The organism is Pristimantibacillus sp. PTI5, assembly GCF_048572955.1.
In the GTDB taxonomy this organism is placed as follows: domain Bacteria; phylum Bacillota; class Bacilli; order Paenibacillales; family Paenibacillaceae; genus Pristimantibacillus.
The window spans coordinates 2,709,967-2,735,343 of record NZ_CP183886.1 but is presented as its reverse complement, the minus strand read 5'-3'; the positions used below and the strand labels follow the sequence as shown (position 1 = coordinate 2,735,343).

Annotated in this window: 24 protein-coding genes and 1 riboswitch; of the genes, 21 read left to right on the top strand and 3 right to left on the bottom strand. The window is 49.9% G+C overall.

Annotated elements, in window-relative coordinates; all coding sequences use genetic code 11:
• Nucleotides 1–118 precede the first annotated feature (118 nt).
• Both prfA and prmC read left to right on the top strand, forming a co-directional pair.
• Entirely contained in the window at nt 119–1,189 is a 1,071-nt protein-coding gene (gene prfA / locus ACN6MW_RS12270; protein WP_419875648.1) for a peptide chain release factor 1, read from the top strand.
• Nucleotides 1,190–1,354: 165 nt separating this feature from the next.
• Nucleotides 1,355–2,314 (top strand): peptide chain release factor N(5)-glutamine methyltransferase, encoded by a 960-nt coding sequence (gene prmC / locus ACN6MW_RS12265; protein ID WP_419875647.1) that lies wholly within the window; start codon nt 1,355–1,357, stop codon nt 2,312–2,314.
• A 757-nt stretch (nt 2,315–3,071) separates the two neighbouring features.
• Here prmC and ACN6MW_RS12260 read toward each other — a convergent pair.
• Both ACN6MW_RS12260 and ACN6MW_RS12255 read right to left on the bottom strand, forming a co-directional pair.
• Nucleotides 3,072–3,509, bottom strand: coding sequence for a carboxymuconolactone decarboxylase family protein (locus ACN6MW_RS12260; RefSeq protein ID WP_419875646.1), 438 nt, complete (start codon nt 3,507–3,509; stop codon nt 3,072–3,074).
• A gap of 465 nt (nt 3,510–3,974) precedes the next feature.
• Entirely contained in the window at nt 3,975–4,847 is an 873-nt protein-coding gene (locus ACN6MW_RS12255) for an RNA polymerase sigma-70 factor (RefSeq protein WP_419875645.1), read from the bottom strand.
• A gap of 395 nt (nt 4,848–5,242) precedes the next feature.
• On the opposite strand from ACN6MW_RS12255, the gene spoIIR reads away from it, so the two are divergent.
• The 13 genes from spoIIR to ACN6MW_RS12190 all read left to right on the top strand — a co-directional run bounded on the left by spoIIR (nt 5,243) and on the right by ACN6MW_RS12190 (nt 17,958).
• On the top strand, nt 5,243–5,875 hold the full coding sequence (gene spoIIR, locus ACN6MW_RS12250) for a stage II sporulation protein R (protein ID WP_419876337.1): 633 nt from the start codon (nt 5,243–5,245) through the stop codon (nt 5,873–5,875).
• A 260-nt stretch (nt 5,876–6,135) separates the two neighbouring features.
• Entirely contained in the window at nt 6,136–7,197 is a 1,062-nt protein-coding gene (locus tag ACN6MW_RS12245) for an L-threonylcarbamoyladenylate synthase (RefSeq protein WP_419875644.1), read from the top strand.
• Between the two features lie 166 nt (nt 7,198–7,363).
• A complete protein-coding gene (locus ACN6MW_RS12240; RefSeq protein WP_419875643.1) occupies nt 7,364–7,537 on the top strand; it encodes a hypothetical protein in 174 nt (57 codons plus the stop codon).
• Nucleotides 7,538–7,742: 205 nt separating this feature from the next.
• Nucleotides 7,743–8,303, top strand: coding sequence for a manganese efflux pump MntP family protein (locus ACN6MW_RS12235; protein WP_419875642.1), 561 nt, complete (start codon nt 7,743–7,745; stop codon nt 8,301–8,303).
• Nucleotides 8,304–8,344: 41 nt separating this feature from the next.
• Nucleotides 8,345–8,923: a low molecular weight protein arginine phosphatase gene (locus tag ACN6MW_RS12230; RefSeq protein ID WP_419875641.1), complete on the top strand. Its 579-nt coding sequence runs from the start codon at nt 8,345–8,347 to the stop codon at nt 8,921–8,923.
• A 71-nt stretch (nt 8,924–8,994) separates the two neighbouring features.
• Nucleotides 8,995–9,076: riboswitch (ZMP/ZTP riboswitch) on the top strand.
• A gap of 98 nt (nt 9,077–9,174) precedes the next feature.
• Nucleotides 9,175–9,633 (top strand): ribose 5-phosphate isomerase B, encoded by a 459-nt coding sequence (rpiB, locus tag ACN6MW_RS12225; RefSeq protein ID WP_364151875.1) that lies wholly within the window; start codon nt 9,175–9,177, stop codon nt 9,631–9,633.
• Between the two features lie 17 nt (nt 9,634–9,650).
• Entirely contained in the window at nt 9,651–10,256 is a 606-nt protein-coding gene (locus tag ACN6MW_RS12220; RefSeq protein WP_419875640.1) for a TIGR01440 family protein, read from the top strand.
• A gap of 84 nt (nt 10,257–10,340) precedes the next feature.
• Nucleotides 10,341–11,588: a serine hydroxymethyltransferase gene (gene glyA / locus ACN6MW_RS12215; protein ID WP_419875639.1), complete on the top strand. Its 1,248-nt coding sequence runs from the start codon at nt 10,341–10,343 to the stop codon at nt 11,586–11,588.
• A 741-nt stretch (nt 11,589–12,329) separates the two neighbouring features.
• Nucleotides 12,330–14,000, top strand: coding sequence for a peptide ABC transporter substrate-binding protein (locus ACN6MW_RS12210; protein ID WP_419875638.1), 1,671 nt, complete (start codon nt 12,330–12,332; stop codon nt 13,998–14,000).
• 131 nt (nt 14,001–14,131) lie between these two features.
• Nucleotides 14,132–15,067 carry an ABC transporter permease gene (locus ACN6MW_RS12205; RefSeq protein WP_364151864.1) on the top strand — a complete coding sequence of 312 codons (936 nt, stop codon included), beginning with the start codon at nt 14,132–14,134 and terminating at the stop codon, nt 15,065–15,067.
• Complete coding sequence (locus ACN6MW_RS12200) at nt 15,064–15,987, top strand: ABC transporter permease (protein WP_364151862.1); 924 nt, start codon at nt 15,064–15,066, stop codon at nt 15,985–15,987. The genes ACN6MW_RS12205 and ACN6MW_RS12200 overlap by 4 nt, the downstream gene beginning before the upstream one ends.
• 13 nt (nt 15,988–16,000) lie before the next feature.
• Nucleotides 16,001–16,999, top strand: coding sequence for an ABC transporter ATP-binding protein (locus tag ACN6MW_RS12195; RefSeq protein ID WP_419875637.1), 999 nt, complete (start codon nt 16,001–16,003; stop codon nt 16,997–16,999).
• Nucleotides 16,996–17,958, top strand: a complete 963-nt coding sequence (locus tag ACN6MW_RS12190; RefSeq protein WP_419875636.1) for an ABC transporter ATP-binding protein — start codon at nt 16,996–16,998, stop codon at nt 17,956–17,958. Before ACN6MW_RS12195 ends, ACN6MW_RS12190 begins: the two co-directional genes overlap by 4 nt.
• A 111-nt stretch (nt 17,959–18,069) precedes the next feature.
• Here the strand turns inward: ACN6MW_RS12190 and ACN6MW_RS12185 are convergent, their stop codons facing one another.
• On the bottom strand, nt 18,070–18,768 hold the full coding sequence (locus ACN6MW_RS12185; RefSeq protein WP_419875635.1) for a hypothetical protein: 699 nt from the start codon (nt 18,766–18,768) through the stop codon (nt 18,070–18,072).
• A 585-nt stretch (nt 18,769–19,353) separates the two neighbouring features.
• Here ACN6MW_RS12185 and ACN6MW_RS12180 point away from each other — a divergent pair.
• The 6 genes from ACN6MW_RS12180 (at nt 19,354) to ACN6MW_RS12155 (ending at nt 25,262) form a co-directional block, all read left to right on the top strand.
• Nucleotides 19,354–19,890: a MarR family winged helix-turn-helix transcriptional regulator gene (locus ACN6MW_RS12180; protein ID WP_419875634.1), complete on the top strand. Its 537-nt coding sequence runs from the start codon at nt 19,354–19,356 to the stop codon at nt 19,888–19,890.
• A gap of 57 nt (nt 19,891–19,947) precedes the next feature.
• Nucleotides 19,948–21,381 carry an aryl-sulfate sulfotransferase gene (locus tag ACN6MW_RS12175; RefSeq protein ID WP_419875633.1) on the top strand — a complete coding sequence of 478 codons (1,434 nt, stop codon included), beginning with the start codon at nt 19,948–19,950 and terminating at the stop codon, nt 21,379–21,381.
• 64 nt (nt 21,382–21,445) lie between these two features.
• Nucleotides 21,446–22,450: an ABC transporter substrate-binding protein gene (locus ACN6MW_RS12170; RefSeq protein ID WP_419875632.1), complete on the top strand. Its 1,005-nt coding sequence runs from the start codon at nt 21,446–21,448 to the stop codon at nt 22,448–22,450.
• A 13-nt stretch (nt 22,451–22,463) separates the two neighbouring features.
• Complete coding sequence (locus tag ACN6MW_RS12165; protein WP_364151846.1) at nt 22,464–23,240, top strand: ABC transporter ATP-binding protein; 777 nt, start codon at nt 22,464–22,466, stop codon at nt 23,238–23,240.
• Between the two features lie 15 nt (nt 23,241–23,255).
• Nucleotides 23,256–24,032, top strand: a complete 777-nt coding sequence (locus tag ACN6MW_RS12160) for an ABC transporter permease (protein ID WP_419875631.1) — start codon at nt 23,256–23,258, stop codon at nt 24,030–24,032.
• Between the two features lie 132 nt (nt 24,033–24,164).
• Nucleotides 24,165–25,262: a hypothetical protein gene (locus ACN6MW_RS12155; RefSeq protein ID WP_419875630.1), complete on the top strand. Its 1,098-nt coding sequence runs from the start codon at nt 24,165–24,167 to the stop codon at nt 25,260–25,262.
• Nucleotides 25,263–25,377 lie beyond the last annotated feature (115 nt).

Sequence of the window (25,377 nt, the reverse complement as noted above, 5' to 3'; positions counted from 1 at the left end):
AGCGGTATCGCTATTTGGGCAGGAATGGCCACTGTTAATCCAAACCAGCAGTCGATAGAAATCCGTTGGTATGGTATAATAAACATTATCCTAATGGAATAAATAGAGGTGAATGATCGTGTTTGACCGTTTACAAGCACTCGCAGACCGGTATGAGAAGCTAAGTGAGCTGTTGTGTGATCCGGATGTATCCAGTGATCCCAAGCGGCTTAGAGAGCTTTCCAAGGAGCAGTCAGATTTACAAGAGGCGTATGATGCCTTTACGGAATATAAACAGGTCACCGAGCAGCTTGACGATGCCAAGCTGATGCAGGCAGAGAAGCTCGATGACGAAATGCGTGAAATGGTTAAGATGGAGATTGACGAACTCAGCAAGCGCCAAGCGGAGCTTGATGAGAAAATTCGTGTCGTCTTGCTTCCGAAGGACCCGAATGATGACAAGAACGTGATCGTCGAGATCCGCGGCGCGGCAGGCGGCGACGAAGCAGCTTTATTCGCATACGAGCTTTACCGCATGTATACGAAATTTGCGGATACGCAAGGCTGGCGCGTAGAGCTAATGGATTTCAGCGAAAATGACGTTGGCGGCTTCAAAGAGGTTATTTTCATGATTACGGGCAAAGGCGCGTACAGCAAGCTGAAGTTCGAGAGCGGCGCGCATCGCGTACAGCGTATTCCGGTAACGGAATCGGGCGGACGGATTCATACCTCGACATCGACGGTAGCGGTTATGCCGGAGGTTGAGGATGTAGAGGTTGAAATTCTTGACAAGGATATTCGCGTCGATACGTTCTGCTCCAGCGGAGCGGGCGGCCAGTCGGTTAATACGACGAAATCCGCGGTACGCGTGCTGCATGTTCCAACAGGCATCATGGCGACTTGCCAGGATGGCAAATCGCAGAACGAGAATAAGGCGAAGGCGCTTGCCGTGCTTCGTGCCCGCATCTCCGACGTTCGCCGCCAAGAGGAAGAAGCGAAATATGCCGGCGAACGGAAGAGCAAAGTCGGAACGGGAGACCGCAGTGAACGTATCCGTACGTACAACTTCCCGCAAAGCCGCGTAACGGATCACCGCATCGGATTGACGCTGCATAAGCTGGATTCGGTTATGAACGGAGATCTGTCGGAAGTGATTTCATCGCTAACGATTGCGGAGCAAGCGGATATTATGGAACGTGAAATGGCTTAAAAATATGGCGCTGGACCGCTGGTTGCTTTCCATAAGCAGACAGAGGTCCGGCGTTTTGTTAGGTTATGGGCATATAAGGCTGGTACGGGGCTGACTGAAATGTTGGGTCATGCTGCATTACGGCTTTTGGGCAATAGAATTTGGATGTGAAGGGACGATGCGGAAATGGGCAAGCAAACAGGGGAGCGGTGGTTTAAAGAACCGTTGACGCTTCGACAGGCCAGTGTGCAGGCGACCGCGCTGCTGCTGGCGGAAGCGGTGGAGGAGCCTCGCAACAATGCCGAGCTGCTGCTTATGCATTTGCTCGGCATAGACCGCGCCGCGCTGCTCCGCGACGGCGGGGAGCCGTTCCCGAGCGAGCGGATCGCGGAGTGGGAGGCGCTTATCCGCCGCAAAGCGGCGGGCGAGCCCGTGCAATATATGATCGGCGAGCAGTGGTTTTACGGGCGGCCGTTCAAGGTGACGCCCGCCGTGCTCATTCCGCGCCCGGAGACAGAGCTGCTCGTGGAGGCGGTGCTTGAAGCCGCCGACCAGCTCTGGCCAGCCGCGCAGGGCAGCGGGGAAGGCTTTGCGCCGACGGTGGTCGACGTCGGCACAGGCAGCGGCGCCATCGCCGTGACGCTTGCTTCGCAGCGTCCCGCGTGGCGCGTGTGCGCGTCCGACCTATCGCCGGACGCGCTGGCAGTCGCCCGCACGAACGCGGCCCGCCAGGAGGCGGCGGACCGGCTGACGTTCGTGCAGGGCGACCTGCTCATGCCCTTCGTACCCGGGCATGAGCAGAGTGAATCCCCGCACGGCGAGCTTCGTATCGACGTGCTGGTCTCGAATCCGCCGTACATTCCGTCGGCGGACATGCCAGGGCTGCAGCGCGAGGTGCGCGACTATGAGCCGCATCTCGCGCTGGAAGGCGGGGCGGATGGGCTTACGCCATACCGCCGCATGATCGAGCAGCTTCCGCTGCTGGCGCAGATGCCGCGCATCGTCGCGTTCGAGCTCGGCATGGGTCAGCCTCGCATCGTCGCAGAGATGCTGCGGGCGCTCGACCGCTGGGATGACATCCGCATCATCAGCGATTACGCCGGGATTGAGCGTCATGTCATCGCGACGCAGCGGCAGCCGCGCTAGTAGCGCGAGAGGTAAAAGGATGCCCCGAAAGCGTCTAGGCTTTCGGGGCATCTTTTTTTGAAGCGGCAGGTTGTGAAGAGGCCTACTGCCGCTGATATTTTTACCTTTAGGTGGTTTTGATCTATGGATCCGTGGTTAAATCACTGTTCGGTTTCGGAGCGAAACCAGCTAGCGGTTTATGCTGCGGATTGGCGGAGGCCCTGTGGGCGGGGGTGGGCCCTGGCAAGTAGTCACTCCCAAGCTAGGGTCCGTTCCAGTAATAATGTAATGCGAGCGCCTCGTTCTTTGGTGCGTGCCCATAAGGATCGTTTAGGGACCAGATGCATGTATTTGTTGTTTGTGAAAGTTGCGGCGTAGCTACGTATGAGCTTATCCGAGAGTGCCTTCGAGAATTAACAGGAAAAACTCCAGTTATTTTTCTGAAATTCCAGATATTGCACTGAATAACGGGAAAAACTCCTGTTAAATGCCACCAAAACAACTATATCATCTCTAAACTAAAGAATTAGATGGAGAAATTCCAGCTAAATCATATTTCCCTTGAATAATCCGAAATTAGCAGGAGAAATTCCATCTAATTTTACTGCGCAGACAACTCTTCTAAAACGACAAGTGAAGATGGAGGGTTGCCAGCGCAATCCGTTCATCTTAGCTCCGTCCCATCGGTGCCCACTGCATGCCCGCCATAATGCGACCAGCTCCCGCTACGTGATCTCTCACTACAATTTGGCCTTCTTTATAAGCCAGCCAACTGCACTTACTCCGGCATCATATTCGTGCTTATCGCAATGCGGTTCCACGCATTGATCGTGACGATGGCCATGATGATTTCTCCGACCTGCTTGCTGTCGAAATGGCGGGCAGTCTCCTCATACACGTGATTCGGCACATGCTCCTTCGTGAGGAGCGTAATGGATTCCGTGAGGGCAAGCGCGGCTCTTTCCGCATCCGTAAAATAACGCGTGTCTCGCCAAGCACTCAAAGCGTATATCCGTTGCTCGGTTTCGCCGAGTGCCCGTGCATCCTTCGTATGCATGTTGATGCAGTAGGCGCAGCCGTTGATTTGCGAAGCGCGAATTTTGATGAGCTCTTTAAGCTCCTTGCTGATGCTTGTCGTACCTAAAAATTTCTCCAGCCCGAGCATTGCCTGATACGCGGCGGGAATTTCTTTTGCGATATCAATTCTCTCTGTCATGGTTTTCATTCTCCTCTATTATCCGAATGGTCGGCCGTTTGGCCGTCTTGCGTGTCTTCATGATCTAAGACAAAGCAGCGCGGCCGGTTGTGACAGGAGAAGAACGATTCTGTAAAAAAGTTATTCGAACTAAGGTTTTTCACTAAAGGTTTTTCACTAAAGGTTTTTCACTAAAGGTTTCGAACTAAGGTTTTGCACTAAAGACTTCGCACTAAAGTTCGAACTAAGGTCTCGAACTCAAGGTTTTGAACTAAGGTTTTGAACTAAGGTTTCGAATTAAGGTTCGAACTAAGATTTCGGACTAAAGGTTTCGATCAAAGCCTTCGAACTAAGGTTTCTCACTAAAGTTCGCACTAAAGTTCGCACTAAAGTTCGCACTAAAGTTCGCACTAAAGGTTTCGAACTAACCCATCCGTTCTAATGCTCCGTTCTAAATCCAACCATCCTAAAACCGTCCACCACAACCTACCCCACCAGCACATGCTTAAGTTTATCCGGATTCAGCATAACGAAAATTCGCTCGATTTTTTGATTTTCTGCATCAAGCTGAAAGCTTATTACGCTGCGCGGCTTGCCGTCCTTCATGATAATGATGCCGGCCTGCCCGTTAATGATTGCGAAGCGGTGACCGTCTCCGAGGAAGGTTCTCGGAATAACCCCCTGCAGGAAGGCCATCACGCGAGCCCTGCTGATAATAGCGAAGATCGCTGCACGTACCTTGCCGCCTCCATCGGAGACGAGTACTGCTTCCTCGGTCAGAAGAGCAACCAATTTATTGAAATCGCCCGTCGCGGCGGCCTCCATAAAGGTAACGACGAGCGGCTCGGCTTTCACGGTGTTGGCCGGCAGGAGCTCTCTTTCCTTTTGCAGCTTCTCTTTGGCCCGGCTGAAAATTTTACGGCAATTGGCTTCCGTTTTTTGCAGGCACGCCGCGATTTCATCGTAATCGTAGGCAAGCGATTCCCTCAGGACGAATACCGCCCGCTCCACCGCGGAGAGCTGCTCCAGCATGACAAGCAGGGCATAGGAGACGGATTCGTGGCGGTCGTACAGTTCGGCAGGGTCCGTGGCCGCATGGTCGACGTCCGGCTCGGGAAGCCACTGGCCGACATACACCTCTCTCCTTTTGCGCGCAGATTGGCTGAGATTAATGGAGCGGTTCGTTACCATCCGGACGAGATAGGCTTTTTCATTTTGTATGTCGTTAGCGTCAAGTTGGCTGTAATCCGCAAACACGTCCTGGACCAGGTCCTCGGCCTCGCTGAATGAGCCGAGCATGCGGTAGGCGATGGAATGGAGCAGCGGTCGGTAAGCGGCATACATTTTTTCGAAATCCATCAGATAATCATCCTTGTCTTCTGCAAAATAGAGGAGCTTCAATAACGTCGTCTAGTTGTTGCTTTTATTATAAGCGATTGCTCTTTTTTTCAAATACATTTATCAGCTTTCGAAGCTTACCGGTATTCTTATATTCTGTTAACGCTTGAAAAAAGATAGTTTGCTAGGTTTATATATTCCGATAGGCGGACATAATGACGGATAGATACGTTCCGGAACGCAAGCAGACGCACTGACGGGTGCGACGAGAGGAGCTTGTGTGTATGTCCAGCCATTATTCCATTCATTCTTATTCCAATGTTGAGGTATCCCCATCATCCAAATCCGTTCGTTCCAATAAATTTGCTTACCGTAAATCCTATGGTTTTATTATATTTGCACTTATTCTACTAATTATGAGCTGGGAAGCCCAGCAAATGGACGCGGCGGTTGCAGGCGGCCAAATTCCGCAGGAATCGATTCGTCTTCGTATTTTAGCCAATTCCGATAATCCCGCTGACCAAGTCGTGAAACGCCTTGTTCGGGATGAAATCGTTAAAGCGATGAACAGTTGGGTAACGGGTCCTCAGACGATTGAGGAAGCGCGCCAGACGATTCTCGCCCATATGCCTGAAATTGAACGGATAACCGCAGAGGTATTGGAAAGCCGCGGTTTTGAATACGGCTCGCACGCAGAGCTTGGCATGGTCCCTTTTCCTACTAAAATGTACGGCAATCAGGTTTATCCGGCCGGCGATTATGAAGCGCTCAGGATCACGCTTGGCGAAGGCGGCGGCCAAAATTGGTGGTGCGTGCTGTTCCCGCCCCTATGCTTCATCGATGCGGCAAGCGGCGAGGCATCGGCTGCTGCTAGCACGGATACGGCTAAGGGCGCTGCGCTGCAGTCGGATACGGCTCCAGTGAAAACGGCAGCGCTTGAAACTGCGGCGGCAGACGCGCCATCGGAAGGCGTAGCGCCGGAAGCGAAGTTTTTCCTGTGGGAGATCATCGAATCGCTTATCGACTGGATTAAATCATTGTTTTCATAAAATCGCTCATCGACTGGAATAAGTTATTGTTTTCATAAAAAACGGCAGTCATGTCTTGCAAGCGGAAGACGTGAAGGCCGTTTTTTGTTCGTATTATTTTATAAGTTTCCGAAGCTTGCAGGGGTTCTTATAGTTCACCTGTTAAACGAGCTTTTGCCTCCAAAGACCGGCGGTATCCGTTTACTCTTGTTTGGGCATGCATATGCTATAATAGCGGAAGAATGGATAATTTATATGAGAGCAAGGATTGAAGGATAGAGATGACGACTATGAAAGTATGGCGCGTGAAGCAGGCGAATGAGGAACCGCTTGGTCCGGAGCTCAGGGAGGCAGCCGCTGCGCTTAGAGATGGCGGTCTCATTGCATTTCCGACAGAGACCGTCTACGGGCTTGGCGCGGATGCACGGAGCACGGCGGCCGTGGAGCGGATATTCAACGCGAAGGGACGTCCCTCGGACAATCCGCTAATTGTGCATATCGCGCACCGCAAGCAGCTGGATGAGCTGGTGCTGCCGTATCCGAAGCTAGCTTCGAGGCTTATGGATTGCTTTTGGCCGGGCCCGCTTACGATTGTGCTGCCTGTTCGTGATGAGGCGCTATCGCCCCTGGTAACAGCAGGGCTGCCTACGGTAGGCATCCGGATTCCGGATCACCGGACGGCGCTTGCGCTGCTTGAGCAAGCGGGCTGCCCGATTGCGGCGCCAAGCGCGAATCGCTCGGGAAGACCGAGCCCGACGCTTGCGGAACATGTGCTGGAGGATTTGGAAGGACGCATAGACGGCCTTGTGGATGACGGACCGACGGGTGTCGGCTTGGAATCGACGGTAATTGAATTGGACGGCGAGCATGGTATCCGTATTTTGCGTCCGGGCGGCATTACGCGCGAAGCGCTGCAGCAGGCGGTACCGGAAGCGCGAATCGACAGTGCCTCGATAGAGGAGCCTGAGACGGCCCCTCGTTCCCCCGGCATGAAATATACGCATTACGCACCGCAAGGAGAGCTTGTGCTTGTACAAGGCGATCCGGAGGCCGTAACGGCTTATATTCATGAGCAAGCAAAAGCCGCAAGCCGGGACGGGGAAGTGACTGGCGTGCTGGCTTTTGAGGAGCGGGTAGCCCAATACAGCGCTGACCATGTTTTGTCGCTGGGAAGCGAAGCGGAGCTGGACGATGCGGCCCATCGCTTGTACGCGGCTTTGCGGGAGCTTGACGGTGTCGGCGCAGAGCGCATTTGGGCGGAGAGCAGCGGCGAGCAGGGCATTGGAGCCGCGCTGATGAACCGCTTGGCAAAGGCAGCCGGCAATCGAATCGTTCGTGTTTAAAATTATAGTTTAGTAGGCTGATGCATGTGTTAAGAGTAACTTCGTCTCCAATCAAGAGCTGCATCATACTCCTACACTGCAGTTAGTACAATGCAACTCGTGCTCAATCACCTGTTATTTCGCTACAATGCAGTTTCTGCAATAGAAAGCATGTCTAGGGGCAATTATGTCGCGTGTTGAGGGAATTCTGTTGTACTTACTGCAACGTAGCTCAATTTGTCGGGTGCCATGTCAGGTTTCTGTTGTAGAAAGTGCAGTAGAATTTGTTGGTGTTGGTGTTGGTGTTGGTGTTGGTGTTGGTGTTGGTGTTGGAATGGAAATGGATTCAGCCATAGTGTGAACTATGATATGTGTTGATGTTGATGTTGATGTTGATGTTGGTATTGGCACTGGCACTGGCTTTGGCATTGATGTTGACGCTGACGCTGATGTTGAAATGGAAATGGAAAGTCCTTCAGTTACAGTTTGAACTATGATAAGTATGTTTGTCCCCATGTCCGCATATGTTTGGTAGAGAAACCAGGCGGACATGGGGGAGATAGACTGTGGTTGAAGCACATTTGCATGCCGGGCAGTTTCTGACGCTGTTCATTATCGCGTTAGCGCTTGGCTTAGATGCCTTTTCACTCGGACTTGGCATAGGATTAAAAGGCATTCGGCTGCTGGATATTTTGAAGCTGGGCGTGGTTATTGCTTTGTTTCATGTTATAATGCCGCTGGCAGGCATCTACACGGGTCAGTATGTAGGCGTCCTGCTCGGCGATGTGGCTACGGTCGCGGCCGGTATTTTGCTGGTGCTGCTGGGCGGGCATATGATCTACAGCTCGCTGCGCGGAGACGCAGTGCAGTCTTTTGACCACAAATCCTTATGGGGCTTGCTCTTGCTCTCGCTTAGCGTCAGCATCGATTCCTTCTCTGTCGGCATTACGCTAGGCATGTTTGCGGCCAATATATGGACGACCATCTTATTGATTGGGCTACTGGGCGGGCTCATGTCCGTGCTTGGCTTAATGATCGGCCGCAAGGTTAGCGGCAATCTCGGCGAATACGGCGAGGCTGTAGGCGGCGGAATTTTGTTTATTTTCGGTATATTGTTTATTTTTTAAGATAGACGGCTGGGAAAAGCGTGCGAAAAGGAGTTGGCAGTGTGAAACGTATATTATTTGTTTGTACTGGCAATACATGCCGCTCGCCGATGGCGGAGGCTATGCTGCGCCGGATGGCTGCTCTAAGAGGCATTACGGTAGCGGTCCGTTCCGCGGGCATCTCCACGGTCGATGGGCTGCCGGTGTCTGCCCATGCGGTAGAGACGCTTAGACAGCGCGATATTGAGCATAAGAGCACTTCACTTGCGCTGACAAGCGAGGCGGTCGGCTGGGCTGACATTATTTTGACGATGACGTCTAACCATAAGCGCGGGCTGCTGCAGTGGCATCCGGAGGCTGTGGACAAAACCTATACGCTGAAGGAATATGCGAACCAGGACGCGAGCGTGCTCTCCGATATCGAAGAGCTGGAACGCCTGTATTCGGAACTGCATATGAAGCAAGCCTTGGGTCAGCAGCTCACTTCGGCGGAACGAAGCCGGTTGCTGGAGCTGGAGCGCAGAATCCCAAGTTTCGACATCGTGGATCCGTTTGGCGGCTCGCTCTCCATCTATAACAGCAGCGCGAATGAAATCGAAGATGCGCTCGTAAAGCTTCTGGACAAGCTTTCCAAAAGATAATTCCGCGGCTGTCCCCGTTAATATGGATTGATTTTTTGAATCGCTTCGGCTATTATGGAAAGACAATATACGGTTTCCGATGTAACTGGCGACGGAAGTGGGCTAACCACGGTGGAGCATCGGAATATACGGCCGGTCGCCTGGGCAAAGAGCAGCATGCTAATTAGCATGTCTTGCTCTTTTTTCGTCTTTTTCTGCAAAAATAGGTATACTAGCACTGTGATGTTTCATAACGAAGGAGGTCTTTTGCATTGAAAATTGCTATTGGTGCCGATCATGCGGGCTATCGTTTGAAGGATGAGGTTGTGCCTTTTCTTCAATCGCTCGGCCATGAAATCGAAGATGTGGGCTGCAGTTGTGACCAATCGGTTGACTACCCGGACTATGCGCTGCCCGTATGCGACCTTGTTACGAGCGGCAAAGCAGAACGCGGTATCTTGATTTGCGGAACCGGAATCGGCATGTCGATCGCGGCAAACAAAGTTCGGGGTATCCGCTGCGCGCTCGTCAACGACATGTTCTCGGCTAAAGCGACAAGGGAACATAACGATACAAACGTATTGGCACTTGGAGAGCGGGTTCTCGGACCTGGTGTAGCCTTGGAAATTATTCGGATTTGGCTTGAAACGCCGTTCTCGAACGGCGAGCGCCATGTCGGCAGAGTAAACAAAGTGATGCAAATTGAAGAGCAGTTCAGCAGCCAGTCCTAATTAGGGGGGCCATCGCGATGAGCATAGAAGAAGATGTACGGCTTGGTGTCATAGCAAATCAGGTAGAGACGATCGTCCGGGAGCTGGCAGCGGCAGGCGGGCTTGCCGTGAGTCAGCTGTTAGTTATCGGTGTAAGTACTAGTGAAGTGCTGGGCCATCGCATTGGAACGGCAGGAACCGTCGAAACGGCCGCGCAGATTTACGCGGGCGTGGAAGCGGCGCGGAGAGAACTGGGCTTCATTCCGGTGTACCAATGCTGCGAGCATTTGAATCGAGCGCTCGTTATCGATAGGGAGACAGCCGAGCGTTACGGCTTAGAACCCGTCGGAGCGGTACCCGTACCGAAAGCCGGCGGATCGATGGCAGCCTATGCTTACCGCCAGTTAAAGGACCCCTGCCTTGTAGAAACGGTACAAGCGCATGCCGGCATCGATATCGGCGATACGTTCATCGGCATGCATCTGAAGCGGGTAGCCGTTCCGGTCCGTCCGTCGATTCGCGAGATCGGGGGAGCCCATGTTACGATGGCCGTCACAAGGCCGAAGCTGATAGGCGGTTCGCGCGCGGTATACGAGCTGGGCAATGAGATATCGGCAGAGCAATCTGCAGGAACATGCGATTAGCCGAACGCGGAGAATGAATGATCTAATTTTATAAAACCATTTAAAAATATATATAGGCTGTCTAATTTGAGGAGGATAATGAAAATGGAAAACCTGCGCAAACAAGATCCGGAAGTATTGAAAGCACTAGGCCTTGAGCTTACTCGTCAACGGGATAACATCGAGCTTATCGCATCAGAGAACATCGTAAGCGAAGCGGTTCTGGAAGCAATGGGAAGCGTGCTTACGAACAAATATGCAGAAGGCTACCCAAGCAAACGTTTCTACGGCGGCTGTGAGCATGTAGATATCGTTGAGGATATCGCCCGCAACCGTGCGAAGGAATTGTTCGGCGCAGAGCATGCGAACGTTCAGCCTCACTCCGGCGCACAAGCGAATATGGCTGTTTACCTTGCTGCTTTGCAGCCTGGCGATACGGTTCTAGGCATGAACTTGGCGCATGGCGGTCACTTGACGCACGGCAGCCCTGTCAATGCATCCGGCTTGCTTTACAACTTCGTGGCATACGGCGTGCAAGAGGATTCCTTCACCATCGATTATGAAGAAGTCCGCAAGCTTGCTTTCAAGCACCGTCCACGTCTGATCGTGGCTGGCGCGAGCGCGTATCCGCGTATCATTGATTTCGAGAAACTTGGCAAAATCGCTAACGACGTAGGCGCTTTGTTCATGGTTGATATGGCTCACATTGCCGGTTTGGTAGCAGCGGGTCTTCACCCGAGCCCAGTGCCGCATGCACATTTTGTTACGACGACTACACACAAAACGCTTCGCGGACCACGCGGCGGTATGATCCTTTGCCGTCAGCCTTGGGCAGCAGCGATTGATAAAGCGGTTTTCCCTGGTTCGCAAGGCGGTCCATTGATGCATATTATTGCAGCAAAAGCGGTAGCTTTCGGCGAAGCGCTTAAACCGGAGTTCAAGCAATACGCGACACAAGTTGTCAAAAATGCAAAGGTGCTTTCCGAAGAGCTTGTTGCAAAAGGCTTCAACATCGTTTCTGGCGGCACAGACAATCATTTGATGCTGCTTGATACGCGCAACCTGAACATTACAGGCAAAGTAGCGGAGCATGTACTTGATGAAGTAGGCATTACCGTTAACAAAAATGCCATCCCGTTTGATCCGACAAGCCCGTTTGTTACTTCCGGAATCCGTATCGGTACACCGGCGGCAACGGCTCGCGGCATGGATGAGAAAGCAATGAAAGTTATCGCTGATGTTATCGCATTGGTGCTTAACAGTCCGGAAGATCAAGAAGTGCTTGCTAAAGCCCGCGGCTTGGTACGTGATCTTACTGCACAATATCCGCTTTACCCTGGCATGACTTACTAATTCGTTCCATCGGCATTTGATTCAAAGGACCTATTCGGTGTTTATACACGAGTAGGTCCTTTTTTTGTTGTTCTTCCGGTGGAGCAGTGAATAAGCGGTATAAAATAATAAGCCGAGAAGAATGCTATAAACAATGAAATAGGCAGATTCAGCTATTATTTTAGTAAAAATGAAGAAATGAGGTCCGATTATTTTATTTTTCATATTAATATGGCAATGTTGTGAATTCGAAAAATCATAGTGATATTGCGGTTTATTTCGATTTTATAAACAAAAAGCTAAATTATATTCGAAATCAATTGGAAATTAAAAGAATATTTAATGATTTATATATTTTATATAATTTGATCTATATTTGCTATTTATTCCCTGTAACTGCTTCAAAGCGTTAAAGTAACAAAATAATAAATTGAATAAACGCTGTAAAGCATTAAAGTGACAAATTAATTAATTGAATAAACGCGTCAAAGTGCTAAAGTATAGCTGATATTAGTCATTTAATACATAAATTTACAGCACATATTTTGTTGATAAATAATTAACATGGATGTATAGTGAAATTTATTAGTAAACTTCAATCTCTATGTTTGGATGGGATGAGTGTATAACATTAGCTCAAGAGGATACGCGCATTTGGATCAGAAGCTTTCTCTCTGATGCAAACGTTTGTATATAAGGCGAGTAAGGTGGACGATACTACCCACTGCTGAACAAAGTAGAGAAAAAAACGGGAGGGTAACAATGAGAACAAGAAAGTCTGCTTTTTCATTTATCGCTGCTTTACTCATTCTTGCTATGATCGCGGTAGGTTGTACGCCGAAAGAAGAAACAAGCAACAACGGCGCTGCGAATGGCGGGACAACCGGCGAGACGACTGAAGCGAAAGTGTTCCGTTTGAACATTCACTCTGAGCCTTCGACGCTGGATCCTGCACTTATGGAAGACAACGTATCCGGTACGCTTGCCACAGGTATTTATGAAGGCTTGACTCGTAAAGACGAAAATGGCGAAACCATTCCTGCAACAGCAGAGAAATGGGAAATGTCCGAGGATGGACTTACTTACACGTTTACCATTCGCAAAGACGCGAAATGGAGCAATGGTGACCCTGTTACCGCTAATGACTATGAATACTCTTGGAAACGCGCGCTTGATCCTGCAACAGGCTCGACATACGCTTACCAATTCTACTACATCGTTGGCGCACAAGATTATAACGAAGGCAAAACGACGAACGCTGACGCCGTTGGCATCAAAGCTCTTGATGCTCAAACGCTGGAAGTGAAATTGAACTCGCCTACCCCTTATTTCTTGAGCCTGACTTCTTTCTACGTATACAACCCTGTTCACCCATCGGTGAAGGATAACGAGGCTTGGGCTGCGGATGCGGCTACAATCATCGGTAACGGTCCTTTCAAAATGAGCGAATGGCAGCACAATACATCGATTAAACTCGTTCCGAACGAGAACTACTACGATAAAGACCAAGTGAAGTTTGCAGGCGTTAATTTTACAATGCTTGCTGATTCTGCAACTGAGCTTGCGAACTATGAGACAGGCGAGCTTGATTACACAGGTAAACCTACCGGTGAAATTCCTGCCGAGCAAATCCCGGTTCTTAAAGAATCGAAGAAGGATGAGTTCGTTACAAAAGGGATTGCAAGCTCATACTACTACATGTTTAACACGGAAGAAGTCCCGTTCAACAACGTAAAAGTCCGTAAAGCACTTGCGATGGCGATTGATCGTCAAGCGATCGTGGAAAGCGTAACGATGGCCGGTGAGGTTCCTTCATTCGGTTTTGTTCCGCCGGGCATTATCGGTGAGAAAGAAGATTACCGTGCCGAAGTGAAAGATGATTACTTTACAGAAAATGTTGAAGAAGCGAAGAAATTGCTTGCCGAAGGTCTTGCTGAACTGAAGCTCTCTAAGTTCCCTGAAGTGACATTGACGTTCAACACGAGCGACGGGCACAAGAAGATTGCGGAAGCAATCGTCGAGATGTGGCGTCAAAATCTTGGTATCGTAGTTGTTGCCAAGAACGAAGAGTTCTCTGTCCTGCTCAAAAACCGTACGGCAATGAACTACCAAATTTCCCGCGCAGGCTGGGGAGCTGACTATAACGATCCAATGACGTACATGGATATGTTCGTTACTGGCGGCGGCCAAAACAATACAGGCTTCGCTTCGCCCGAATACGATGCTTTGATCAAAAAAGCATACGCAAGCGGAGATCAAAAAGAGCGTATTGCTGCTATGGCTGAAGCAGAGAAAATCCTGATGGATCAAATGCCGATCATGCCGATTTACTACTACAGCAACGTTTACATGCTGAAACCTGGATTCAAAAATATCATCACAGATTACAAAGGCGACATTGATTACACAAGAGGTTATTACGAAGCGGAATAGTCATCCTTCCAGCATCTGAAGGTAGGGATATATGCGGGATGTCCGCATATATCCCTTTCTTATTGACTATTTCAGACTCTAACACTCCACAATTCTTCTTGTTTATATTCTGTAAGGAGGTGTCCATTGCGTTGATAAAATATGTATTCAAGAAGTTTCTGTCCATGTTCGCTTCGTTGTTTGTTCTTGCGTCAGCTACTTTTTTTCTCATGAAAATCATCCCGGGCGATCCCTTTGTTAGGGAAAAAGCGATTCCGGAAAAAATAAGAGAGCATCTCTTGGCAATGTACGGCCTTGATCAGCCGGTATGGAAGCAGTATTTGATGTATCTTAACAATTTGCTTCACGGCGATTTGGGGATGTCGATGAAGCAGCAGTATATGTCCGTCTCACGAATCATTAAAGAAAGCTTTATATATTCCGCTCAAATTGGACTTTTTGCCGTCATCCTGTCCGTAGCGGCAGGTCTTATTCTGGGTATCATTGCTGCGCTTAATCATCGCAAATGGCTGGATAGCGCCACGATTATCATTGCGGTGCTTGGGGTTTCGATTCCGAACTTCCTTGCCGCGTCTATTCTGCAGTACGTATTTGGAAGCAAATTGCAATGGCTCAGTGTATCAGGTCTGAACGACCCGACCGACTTTATTATGCCCGTGCTAGCGCTTTCTTTCCTTCCCGCAGCCTTCATCGCGCGTCTGACACGCTCGACTATGCTGGAAGTATTGTCTGCGGATTACATTAAGACTGCTCGCGCCAAAGGTTTGAACGGCCGCATCATCCTGGTACGCCATGCGCTGCGAAATGCGATTTTACCGGTGGTTACTTACATCGGACCGATGACCGCGAACATCATTACCGGCTCGGTTGTTGTTGAGCAAATTTTCGGTATCGGCGGAATCGGCAAATATTTCGTACAAAGTATTTCTAACCGTGACTATACGCTCATAATGGGGCTTACTTTATTTTATGGCATTATCCTGATGGCAGCGCGGTTCTTGACTGATGTTGCTTACGGTTTTGTCGATCCTCGCATTAAGCTGACAAGAGGAGGGGGGAAAGGATGAAGGAAAACACCTTTACGCCGGATCAATTCGCAAAGCTGAGCAAAGACGAGAAGCATACGGAAGTCGTTGTCCGCGAAAGCATTTCGGCATGGAAAGATGCCTGGCTGCGGCTGCGTTCCAATAAAATTGCGATGATCAGCTTAATTATTCTAGTCATCGTATCTCTTATGGCTATTTTCGGTCCGATTATATCCGATCAGGATTATCAGACGAATCATTTGAGGGAAAAAAACCTGGGTCCTTCGGCCACCTATTGGTTTGGCACGGATGATCTCGGCCGCGATCTCTTCACCCGGACTTGGATGGGAGCCGGCATTTCCCTGCAGGTTGGCTTATATGCTGCGCTTGCCGATTTGGTTCTCGGCGTTATTATCGGAGGAATCATGGGGTATTTCGGCGGCCGAGTGGATGAAATCTTGAACCGTTTCTGCGAAATTTTATACTCGATTCCGAGTATGCTCATTATTATTCTATTAATCGTTATTTTTAAGCCCAGCATGCTTACCATCGTGGTTGCGCTGAGTATAACCGGGTGGATCAGTATGGCATGGATCGTGCGGGGCCAGATCATGCAGCTCAAAAACCAAGAATATGTCATGGCTGCCCAAGCGCTTGGCGCCGGTACCGGACGTATTTTATTCCGGCATCTGATTCCGAATGCAATGGGCCCGATTATCGTAACGCTGACACTGACAGTTCCGAGCGCGATTTTTGCGGAAGCCTTTTTGAGCTTCCTCGGTCTTGGCGTTCAGTCTCCGGCAGCATCTCTAGGTACGATGATCAATGATGCAATCAAAGCATGGACGCTGTATCCGTGGAGAATGATTTTCCCGGCGGCGGTCATTAGCATTACTATGCTATGCTTTAATATTTTTGGCGACGGTCTAAGAGATGCGCTTGATCCGAAAATGAAGAAGTAGGAGGTGGACAAGGATGGAGAAGTTACTTGAAGTAAACGACCTTCGTGTGAATTTCAAAGTTCGCGGCGGTATCGTTAAGGCGGTTCGCGGCGTTAACTTTCATGTTAATAAAGGCGAGGCAGTAGCGATCGTCGGGGAGTCCGGCTGCGGCAAGAGCGTAACCGCCCAGTCGCTCATGCGTTTGATTCCATCGCCTCCGGCAGAGACCAGCGGATCGATTAGGTTTAAGGACAAAGATATTTTGAAATTGTCGAACAGCCAAATGGAGGACATCCGCGGCAAAGAAATGGGTATGATCTTCCAGGATCCGATGACGTCGCTTAATCCTACGTTAACCATCGGACGGCAAATTACCGAAGGGTTGATTAAGCATCAAGGCATTAGCGGTTCGAAGGCTGCTGAGCGGGCTATTGAAATGCTTAATCTCGTCGGTATTCCGAACGCTGCATCACGAGTCAACCAATATCCGCATCAGTTCTCGGGCGGTATGCGCCAGCGGGCGATGATTGCTATTGCGCTTGCTTGCAACCCGTCTTTGCTTATTGCAGATGAGCCGACTACGGCGCTTGACGTGACGATACAGGCGCAAATTATGCGTGTGATGAAGGATTTGCAGCAAAAGCTGGGCACTTCTATTATTCTTATTACTCATGATTTAGGCGTTGTAGCCGATATGTGTGACCGCGTTATCGTTATGTATGCTGGTAAGGTCGTCGAAACGGGCACAAAATGGGAGATTTTCAAAAATCCAAAGCATCCGTATACGAGAGGGCTGCTGCGCTCGCTTCCGCGTCTTGATCAGAAGAAGGAAGATCCGCTTGTGCCGATTTATGGAACGCCGCCGGATTTAATTAAACCGCCTAAGGGCTGCAGCTTCTGCGCCCGCTGCGATGAAGCCATGAGGGTATGTGTAGACAATGATCCTGAATTGCTCCCGGTAGACGGCAATGAATCGCATGCATCGGCATGCTGGCTCGCGCATCCTTATGCAAATCGGGAGGTGTCTGTATGAGTGCACCGTTAATTGAAATCAATCATTTGCGCAAGTTTTTTCATTTAGGCGGCGGAGCGACGCTCCAGGCCGTTAACGATATCACCTTCTCCATTCAAAAAGGAGAAACCGTCGGCGTCGTTGGGGAATCCGGCTGCGGAAAATCAACAGCCGGCCGTACGATCATGAGGCTCTATGAGCCTACAAGCGGCGGAGTCAATTTCGACGGGCAGGATATCTATAAGCTGAAGGGTGCCAAGCTAAAAGCGCTGCGCCGCGATATGCAAATGATTTTCCAAGATCCGTACGCGTCGTTGAACCCGCGTATGACGGTTATGGACATCATCGGCGAAGCGCTGGATATCCACAAGCTTGTAGGCAGCAAGAAGGAACGCAAGCATAGAGTCGAGCATTTGCTCGATGTCGTAGGTCTTAATCCCGATCATGCCACGCGTTACCCGCATGAGTTTTCCGGCGGCCAGCGGCAGCGTATCGGGATTGCGCGCGCGCTTGCGGTCGATCCGCGCTTCATTATCGCGGATGAGCCGATCTCGGCGCTGGACGTATCCATTCAAGCGCAGGTTGTGAACCTGATGCAGGATCTGCAGCGCAAAATGGGTCTCACTTATTTGTTCATCGCGCATGATTTGTCGATGGTTAAGCATATCAGCGACCGCGTAGCGGTTATGTATTTGGGCAAAATCGTCGAGCTTGCCGAGAGCAGCGAGCTCTACGCAAGTCCTGCGCACCCATATACACGGGCGCTGCTGTCGGCGATTCCGATCCCGGATCCGGAGGTTGAAGCGAACCGCGAGCGTATTGTATTGACTGGCGATCTGCCGAGCCCAATCAATCCGCCGACGGGCTGCCAATTCCACACGCGTTGCCCGATTGCGACAAACAAGTGCAAGGTCGATGAACCGGCGCTACTCGAAGTGAGGAAGGGGCATTTTGCCGCTTGCCACTATGCTTCGGTGTAAGGTAAAGGATAAACAACATGTGATTTGAAAGATAAACAAATGGCGGAGCAGGTATACCCTTGCTCCGCCATTTTTATTTGGTCAGGTTTAATCGCTGCTTTTTATTTAACTTTAGTTGCTATAATCTTCTAATCCAATTGGGACTGAAGCCATTAGAATTATTGCATCTTTATCCTCATATTTCTGGGCCCATAACATCTCAAAAGTAAGGGAGTCTACATGGTGCCGTTTGAACTCAACTTCAGGAAAAGTAAGGCCCAAGTTATACGAGGACGCTATATCGCTTGAATCAACGGACTTAAAATTTTTGGCGTTAAGTGGCGGAAATAATCCATCGGGCAGAACTATGCTTACATCCTCTACATCTGACTTCCCTTTAAAGCTAAACTGTGCAGAATATGCGATTTTTCCATTTATGTTTTTAAAATGGCCGCTGTCCGAGAATTTAAGTTTATCTTGAGGCACATTGTCTTTGGTTACATATTTTTGTAAATAAAACTGACCGGTGCTAATGCTCACGGTTCTCCCGTCTGCAAGAATCAGGCTTGCTCTATTAAAAAAAGGAACAAACTCTTTCAATGTAAAGTAAAGTTTGTTACCGATGATATTAGGGGAATCGACCCTGATTTGTTTAGTTATTAATTCTTTGTTTTGCATCAGTTCAATTGCTTTAACATTAATATTATTCACGGAATACGGAAGATATAAAGTTATTTTTTTATTATCTGTTTCTGGAGTATCCACAAACATCAAGTAATTTTTTTCATTAAGTTTATATGAACTGATTTCTTTTAAAACCGCGTCTTCCACATGATAATCGTTTTGGATTTCTTGCCGAGAAGTGCAAGCTATGACTAAAAGCATTATACATATTAAATATATTATAGATAATAAATGTTTCAGAAGCTTACACATCCTTAGTAAAGATCGGTGTTTGTGAAAAGAAATCCGAATGGTAAGATTGCTGTTTTAATTTCTACTAATATACCACAAATTCCTTTTTATGGAACGAATTATTTGTACTCTCTTGTTGTGGTAAGAACAATTTCGGAATTAGATATAAGAATTTGAGTCGAAAAAGAGGTTTCTCACATATTCCATAAACTTATCCACAATATTATGAACAACCTGTGGACAATTGTGAATAAATTGGGGATATATCTGTTAATAGCTATATTTTCTGAATTTTTAATTCCTACTTGACTGATGTGAATTAATGGTTTAATATTGGCTTCAGAACGATTAAATGAACATTCATTATCTTAGCATTAAACAATTAGGTTAGCCGATTGGACCACCAAAGGCTCCTGCTCTCTTTTCGTCATGAAAAGAAGGCGGGGGCCTTTTTGTATCTAAGCTCGGTCACCCTGCGAAAAGGAGAACGAATTAAAATTCATGGAAAACTACAACTGGGCACTGCTTGAGGAAGCGGATTGGCTGTTTCGCAAAATGGTAAGAAGGTTCGTGAAGGAAAGAGACAAGATTTCGATAGAAGGGATTGCGCTGCCCGGTCTCCTCATTCTGAATATTATCCTGCGGGATGGCGAGCAAAGGCTGGGTGATCTGGCTGAGCAGCTGGACTTCACTTCAGGAGCGGTTACGGCCTTATGCGACAAGCTGGAGGAAAGCGGTCTAGCTGTGCGGAAGCGAAGCGAGCAGGACCGCAGGGCGGTTGTTCTTGAAATCACGGATAAAGGGAAGGAAATGCTTAACCGAAACCATGATGTCGGCTTACGGAGCATTACCACGCTGTTCGCGGGGTTTTCCGCAGAGCAGCTCACCTCTCAGATTAACGGCTACCGGCAAATGATCGAGAATCTCGAAGGTTTCTCTGATGCGATGCTGTCGCTTGCCAAACAAAATGCAGAAAAGGTCGAGCGCGAGCAGCAAGCGGAGCAGAAGCGCCGGTCCGAACGGTTCATTAGCTATTGAGATACTGGCATTAAACGAGTGATTAAGTCATTAACCTACATATAAGGAGCGATTATTATGGGACATCCAACCATTTATCCAACAGGAGCAACGGTTTATAACCCGGAGAAAGCATGGAGCGGCTACACGATTTACCAAGCAGCAGATTTAGGGGCATTGCTGATCGATATGAATGGTCGCGAGGTGCATTTGTGGAAAGGACTAAGGGGTTTCCCGAACAAAATGCTTCCAGGCGGCTACGTGCTTGGCAGCACGGCGGAAAGAGATCCGAAGTACGGCTTCCAGGATGAAGCGAATCTCGTTCAGGTCGATTGGGAAGGTAATATCGTATGGAAGTTTGACCGCTACGAATTTATTGAAGACCCGGGCCATCCTGCGCAATGGATGGCGAGAGCCCATCATGACTACCAGCGCGAAGGCAATCCGGTAGGTTACTATGTGCCCGGACAAGAGCCAAAGGTTGATTCAGGCAATACGATCATTTTAGCCCACAAAAATGTAAAACGGCCGGAGATATCGGAGATCGAGCTGCTGGATGACACGATCATTGAAGTGGACTGGGAAGGCAATGTGATATGGGAATGGACGTGCAGCGACCATTTTGAAGAGCTGGGCTTTGACGAGGAAGCGAAGCAGACGCTGTCACGCGATCCGAATACGAGGTTTTTTGGCAACAATTCCGGCGATTGGATGCATATCAACTCTGCTTCCGTTCTGGGACCTAATAAATTTTACGACCAAGGCGACGAGCGCTTCCATCCGGACAACATCATTTGGGACGCAAGGGAAACCAATATTATCGCGATTATCGACAAGAAGACGGGCAAAATCGTTTGGCAGCTGGGGCCGGATTACTCGACGCCAGAAACGAAGCATTTGGGCTGGATTATCGGGCAGCATCATGCCCATCTCATCCCGCAGGGACTGCCCGGCGAGGGCAACATCCTCATTTTCGACAACGGCGGCTGGGCTGGCTACGGCAAGCCGAATCCATCCTCCGACGGTGTGAAAAATGCGCTTCGCGATCATTCGCGTATTTTGGAAATCAATCCCGTCACGCTTGAGGTTGAATGGCAATACACGCCGACCGAAGCCGGTTTCCAGGCGCCGCTTGACTCCTACCGCTTTTACAGTCCGTACATCAGTTCTGCCCAGCGCCTGCCAAACGGCAATACGCTAATAACGGAGGGTGCGGACGGCCGTGTGTTTGAAGTGACCCGTGAGCATGAGCTCGTCTGGGAATATATTTCGCCATATAAGAACAAACGCAACTCCAACATGGTCTATCGCGCCTACCGCTTGCCATACGAGTGGGTGCCGCAGCTGGAGAAGCCGATTGAAAAGGAGATCGCCGCTATTGATGTAGCCGATTATCGCTTGCCGGGTGCAGCCGGAAGAGGGACGGAATCCGTGGTTGAAGTAGCAGGCACGGTCACCTTTGGCGAGGGTGCTCTCTGCGTAGCCAGAAGCGACGAGACAGAGCAAAATTAGCAAGCGGATTGGTCGAGTTGAATAGAGGGGCCTAAGGGGGCTTTCATAATGGAGGAGAAGACGTATGCAAAAAAACAGCTTAAGGCAATGGGGAATTTCCGGATTGGTGCTAGCGATGCTTGGCGTCGTGCTGGCGGGCTGCGGATCGGATGAAAAAGCGGCGGATACATTAAAGCTTCGGATAGCGGATATTACCTCTAATCCCGTGTTTAGAGTGGCTGCAAACAAAGGATTTTTCGAGAAGCATGGCATAGACGCGGAGCTGATCACGTTCGCGACGCCGGCTGAAGGCATTAATTCCTTATTCATCAATCAGGTAGACATCGCTTACGGGGCGGACTTTCCAATTTTGAATGCAGTAAGCAAGGGCGACTACTCCGTTATCTCCTCTACGGGTCTGGCATCGGATGCCAACGCCAAGGAGTGGAAGCTGTTTGCAAGGAAGGATATTAAGAATGCCGCCGATCTAAAGGGCAAGAAGCTTAGCTTCTCCCGGGGAACCTTTATTCCTTATTTGTGGGATGTTTATTTGGCGGAGAACGGCATTGCGTTAAAAGATGTGGAGTTAATCGGCCAAGGCGGCTTCGATGAGGCCTATGTCGCATTGAAAAAAGGTGAAGTAGACGGAGTATGGGTCTACGGGGCGGTATTGAACACCAAATTTGCAGCGCTGGAGGAAGCGCATGAGCTGACGGATATGTCGCAGACGCCTGTGCGGCTCGGCACAGGTCTGGTTGCGCCTGATGAGCTAATCGCCAAAAACGAGGATAGCCTAGTCGAATTTTTGAAGGCGCTGGATGAAGCATCGGCTTATGCGCAGGAGCATCCGGAAGAGACGGCTGATATTCTGTACAAGGAAGTGAAGCAGCCGCGGGAAGCGACGCTGAAGGATTTGCCGAACAATCCGTGGAGCATCGGCTTTACGCAAAAGGCTTATGACGGCTTAGCGGGGCAAAAGAAATATATGGTCGATAACAAAATTATCGAGAAGGATTTTGAGCTGAATGAAAAATTGAATCTGGCGCTTGTTCGCAAGGCGTTCCCGGATCGTGTGATTGAACTTAAGTAGGGAGGCAAACAAAATGGCAGTCGCACCGAACACCAATGCTATTTATATTGAAAGCTTAAACAAGAGCTATTCGCAGCAAACGGCCGGCGAGCTTCATTACATTATTAAGGATGTCGATTTAGTCGTCAAAGGAGGAGAGTTCTTCGTTCTTCTTGGACCAAGCGGCTGCGGCAAATCGACACTGCTTAATATGGTAGCGGGTTTCGTCTCGAAGTCCTCGGGAAATTTGCGGGTTGGCGAAGACGAGGTGGAGCGTCCGGGGCAGGATCGCGCGGTCGTCTTCCAGCAGGCGGACTCTTCCTTGTTTCCTTGGCTGACCGTAAGAGAAAATGTGGAGTTCGGGCTGCGGATGAAGCGGATACCGGCGGCAGAGCGGCAAGCGATTTCCGATAAGTATATCGCTATGGTAGGACTGAGCGGGCATGAGAAAAAATTCCCGAGAGAGCTGTCGGGCGGCATGAAGCAGCGGGTACAGCTCGCGCGCGTGCTTTCTAACGACCCGGCCATCCTGCTCATGGATGAGCCGTTCGGCGCGCTGGACGCCATGACAAGGCGGACGATGCAGCGGGAGCTGGCCGGCATTTGGCGCAATACGGACAAAACCGTCATCTTTGTTACGCATGACATCCAGGAGGCGCTTCTGCTTGGGCAGCGGATCGGCATTATGTCGGCGGGGCCTTCATCCAAAATAACGGATATATACGAAGTGCCGCTCGCTTATCCGCGAGATATCGCAAGACCTGAATTCAATGAGCTTTACGAACGCATTCAATCTCATTTTGACGAGTAGAAAGGGGGAAGGCAGATGCGTCTGCTGAAGAAAAAAGGGGTGCTGCTGCTGTTGCTGTGGGCAGCGGGACTGACGTTCTGGCAATTGCTTTCTCTCCTGTACGGCCCGGAGGTTTTACCGGGGCCCGTCTATACGGCGAAGGGAGGATATGAACTGCTGGAAGACGGTTCCCTGCTCAAATATATCGGAATCAGCTCCTACCGCGTATTAATGGGCTGGACGCTAGGGAGCCTGCTGGCGATACCGGTCGGCTTAATTATTGGCAAGGTGAATGTGGTTCGCACGTTCGCTGAGCCGTTCTTGAACTTTATCCGATTCATTCCGCCGATTGCTTTCATTACGCTGTTTCTGGTATGGTTCGGAATCGGAGAAACTTCCAAAATCGCCTTGATTTTATATGCGACCTTCTTTATTGTGGTGCTCAATACGCTGACGGGCGTGTTATCTGTCGAAGAGGATAAAATCCGGTCAGCCCGGAGCATGGGGGCTTCGGAATGGCAGATCGTCGTCCATGTGATCGTACCCTCGACGGTGCCCTTTATGTTTACGGGCGTAAGGCTAGCGATGGGAACCTCGTATATGGCTATTATTGGGGCGGAGATGATTGCTTCAAACGAGGGCATCGGATATTTGATTTGGAATTCGCGTTTGTTTTTTCGTACCGATTGGATTTTCGTGGGTCTGATTTGCCTCGGATTAATGGGCTTTATTACGGACCGGGCTGTAGGCTTGCTAGGACGCAAGCTGCTATTCCGCTACGGCGTTGTCAGCACGACCTCGCTCAGAAGATAAGATGATGCACGCGCGTGAACCCTTTGCAGAGAGTGCTGCGAAGGGTTTTTTTACTTGATGGAAACGGTATTAAACCCGGACGGGAAAGATGTGTTAATATATGGGTAAGACGAAACGGCATAGGAGGTTAAAATGGCTCAATTTGCAGCGATTATGATCATAGTGGTACTACTCTTTATTTTATTAAGCGTCATTATGAAGGCGACGGGTTCTAGCCGAAACGGTCGATCGGGCGGCAGGGGACAAGGGTCGTTTGGTCGGACCAATGCATTTGCGCCTTGGCCGAAAGCGGATTTGCCTTCAGCGCTGGGTGTGCCGTACGGACACCCTGCGAGGCGGGCTGCGGAACGCTTGGAGGCGGCGCTCAGCTCAGACTTTGAGAGCCGAGCGAAGGACCGCGTACTGAAGGAGTTCCCGAGAATGTCAGATAAAGAATGGGATTGGACATGGTTTGAACTGAAGCGGTACTTCTTGATGTGCAGCATCATGCGCAGCGTTCCGATGTACAGCAGGCAGGTGGATGCCGTATGGCATGAAATGCTTATGTTTACCAGGGAGTATGAACAGTTCTGCACAAGCTTCTGCGGCGAAATGATTCACCATGCGCCTCATGAACCGGGAGCGCTGCCGCAGCCGGGAGAGCGGGCGCTGTTCGATTGGGTTTACGGCGAGTTGTTCACTCAGACACCGGCTAGCGGTAGAATATGGGGAGCGTTCTATAGGACTCGCATGTCGGAGCAAAGGCTTGAAGAATTGAGGGAATTCAACAAAGAAACGCTTCGGGCACAGTGGTTTAATAGGAAGGCGGCGGCCCGTTTCGCTGACTTGAATGAAACGGTAGATTATTTAATAGAACGTGCCGGGTCCCAGCTTTCGGCTGTTGGCAGCGGCAAACCGCCTTACGGGAATGAAGCGCGCTCCGCGAACAGCTATGGCTATGATCCAATACTGGGAGCAACCGGCCTGCTGTCGGGTATGCTTATCTATCATTCAATGTCGAATCCGAATGATTTCGCTCAGCAGATGGATCAAGCCCAGAACGAGGAGCAGCGCAAAGCAAACGGCAGCGGCGATTCAACGTACGCCTGCAGCGGTTCCTCCGACGATGGCAGAAACGATTCTGGGGGAGACCACGGCGGTTCAGGCGGAGATTCTTCCGGCGGAGGAGGAGATAGCGGCGGGGGATCTTCTTGCGGCTCCTCCTGCGGAGGCGGCTGCGGCAGCAGCTAACGAGCATCTAACTCATATAGACTGGCAAAGGCCAGCGCCTTCCACGCGGGAGGCGCCGGCCTTTGTTGACTCAACTTTCGCAGAGCCAAAATTAACTTGGTCTCAAGCCCAGCTT

What these genes read in the sequence shown, in the direction of transcription:
- prmC (WP_419875647.1), top strand. Translation starts at nt 1,355, where the DNA reads ATGGGCAAGCAAACAGGGGAGCGGTGGTTTAAAGAACCGTTGACGCTT.
- ACN6MW_RS12260 (WP_419875646.1), bottom strand. Translation starts at nt 3,509, where the DNA reads ATGACAGAGAGAATTGATATCGCAAAAGAAATTCCCGCCGCGTATCAG.
- ACN6MW_RS12255 (WP_419875645.1), bottom strand. Translation starts at nt 4,847, where the DNA reads ATGGATTTCGAAAAAATGTATGCCGCTTACCGACCGCTGCTCCATTCC.
- spoIIR (WP_419876337.1), top strand. Translation starts at nt 5,243, where the DNA reads ATGAGCTGGGAAGCCCAGCAAATGGACGCGGCGGTTGCAGGCGGCCAA.
- ACN6MW_RS12245 (WP_419875644.1), top strand. Translation starts at nt 6,136, where the DNA reads ATGACGACTATGAAAGTATGGCGCGTGAAGCAGGCGAATGAGGAACCG.
- ACN6MW_RS12240 (WP_419875643.1), top strand. Translation starts at nt 7,364, where the DNA reads ATGTCGCGTGTTGAGGGAATTCTGTTGTACTTACTGCAACGTAGCTCA.
- ACN6MW_RS12220 (WP_419875640.1), top strand. Translation starts at nt 9,651, where the DNA reads ATGAGCATAGAAGAAGATGTACGGCTTGGTGTCATAGCAAATCAGGTA.
- glyA (WP_419875639.1), top strand. Translation starts at nt 10,341, where the DNA reads ATGGAAAACCTGCGCAAACAAGATCCGGAAGTATTGAAAGCACTAGGC.
- ACN6MW_RS12210 (WP_419875638.1), top strand. Translation starts at nt 12,330, where the DNA reads ATGAGAACAAGAAAGTCTGCTTTTTCATTTATCGCTGCTTTACTCATT.
- ACN6MW_RS12200 (WP_364151862.1), top strand. Translation starts at nt 15,064, where the DNA reads ATGAAGGAAAACACCTTTACGCCGGATCAATTCGCAAAGCTGAGCAAA.
- ACN6MW_RS12195 (WP_419875637.1), top strand. Translation starts at nt 16,001, where the DNA reads ATGGAGAAGTTACTTGAAGTAAACGACCTTCGTGTGAATTTCAAAGTT.
- ACN6MW_RS12190 (WP_419875636.1), top strand. Translation starts at nt 16,996, where the DNA reads ATGAGTGCACCGTTAATTGAAATCAATCATTTGCGCAAGTTTTTTCAT.
- ACN6MW_RS12180 (WP_419875634.1), top strand. Translation starts at nt 19,354, where the DNA reads ATGGAAAACTACAACTGGGCACTGCTTGAGGAAGCGGATTGGCTGTTT.
- ACN6MW_RS12175 (WP_419875633.1), top strand. Translation starts at nt 19,948, where the DNA reads ATGGGACATCCAACCATTTATCCAACAGGAGCAACGGTTTATAACCCG.
- ACN6MW_RS12170 (WP_419875632.1), top strand. Translation starts at nt 21,446, where the DNA reads ATGCAAAAAAACAGCTTAAGGCAATGGGGAATTTCCGGATTGGTGCTA.
- ACN6MW_RS12165 (WP_364151846.1), top strand. Translation starts at nt 22,464, where the DNA reads ATGGCAGTCGCACCGAACACCAATGCTATTTATATTGAAAGCTTAAAC.
- ACN6MW_RS12160 (WP_419875631.1), top strand. Translation starts at nt 23,256, where the DNA reads ATGCGTCTGCTGAAGAAAAAAGGGGTGCTGCTGCTGTTGCTGTGGGCA.
- ACN6MW_RS12155 (WP_419875630.1), top strand. Translation starts at nt 24,165, where the DNA reads ATGGCTCAATTTGCAGCGATTATGATCATAGTGGTACTACTCTTTATT.